The sequence below is a fragment of the Bartonella queenslandensis AUST/NH15 genome (assembly GCF_000312585.1).
Lineage (GTDB): Bacteria > Pseudomonadota > Alphaproteobacteria > Rhizobiales > Rhizobiaceae > Bartonella > Bartonella queenslandensis_A.
Window position 1 is genome coordinate 9,824 of the sequence record NZ_HE998013.1, and the last position, 1,210, is coordinate 11,033.

The 1,210-nt window shown below is 38.0% G+C and carries 1 protein-coding gene; it reads right to left on the minus strand.

Going from position 1 to position 1,210, the window contains the following annotated elements:
• Positions 1-222 precede the first annotated feature (222 nt).
• Complete coding sequence (locus BN338_RS08155; protein WP_039760884.1) at positions 223-1,056, minus strand: outer membrane protein; 834 nt, start codon at positions 1,054-1,056, stop codon at positions 223-225.
• Positions 1,057-1,210 lie beyond the last annotated feature (154 nt).

The following is a 1,210-nucleotide window of genomic DNA, read 5'->3' on the forward strand; positions in this document are numbered from 1 at the left end:
GATATAAGATTTTACGTAATAAATAGTTATAAAATCTCTTTATATATGGAACCAATTCGCCCTTTATAATATAAACCTTACCTTCTTTAAAATTTTATACCGTGAAATGGTATAATAAAAATAGAAGGGATTAAAAGAGATAAAATAGGGAGCTAATAAAATAAAGGCCCCGTTAAACGAGGCCTTTATACTTTTTTGCTTATAATTTCGTTATTTACGAAATTAGAACTTGTATGCAACACCTACACGGAAATCATTGGTTTTATAAGCTATTTTATCCCCGTCCTCTACAAATGCTTTTTTACCGTAGTCTGAGTAACGATATTCTGCACGTAACAGAACATTGTCTGTCATTGCAAAGTCAATACCACCACCAATGGTGAAACCAACCATTGTTTTTGATTTATCAGACAATTTAGCAGAAGCGATTTCGGCACCACCAACTTCGACCGCCTTAAGAGTATCAACCACCTGCAGCTGCGTATAAGCAATACCACCAGCAACATAAGGCATAATACGGTCAACCACTGCAAAACCAACGCGAACGCGTGTAGCACCAGACCACTTCTCTTTAATAGAGGAACTCTCTACACGCTTGTCATCCTTCGTAATATTAGCAATAGCTTTTCCTGTAGCAGGCGTAGCTTTAGCTGTTGTAAGCTCACTTTTGAAACCGTCAAGGCCAGCTTCCCCAATGACCGCTGAATGCGTTTTTGCTTCTTCGTGGTCTGCCCAAACTGCATCGGTTTCAACACCTAGAATGATGCCATTGCCAAGATCTACGTTGGAACCTACATAAATACCACCCATGAAACCGGAAGGCTTAAATGCCGAATCTTTATCTGTAATTTTCTTTTTTGTTTCTGAGTCATATACATCAACTTTACCTGAAAGGTTACCAACTTGACCACCAATATAAAAACCTGTCCAAGAAAATGAAGGGGCTGCGATAGCTGCTGGGGCTGTTTCATGAGGGATGATAACATCCGCAGCTTGTGCCGCAGAAGCAGCTGCCATAACAATAACAGAAGTTGTTACTAAAGATTTTATATTCATAAACTTTGCTCCTAATTTATTTATGAGCACAGTGCTACAAGATTAAACGGAAAAAAGCTGTAGTAAAAATAACACAGTCACAGGAAATGGAGAGTTTGCAGAAGATAAAATTACTTCATAACTTCATTTTATACGAGAAACTACAAGCTGTGAA

Excerpts from the sequence above, each read along its gene's own strand:
- BN338_RS08155 (WP_039760884.1), bottom strand. The coding sequence starts at position 1,056 with ATGAATATAAAATCTTTAGTAACAACTTCTGTTATTGTTATGGCAGCT.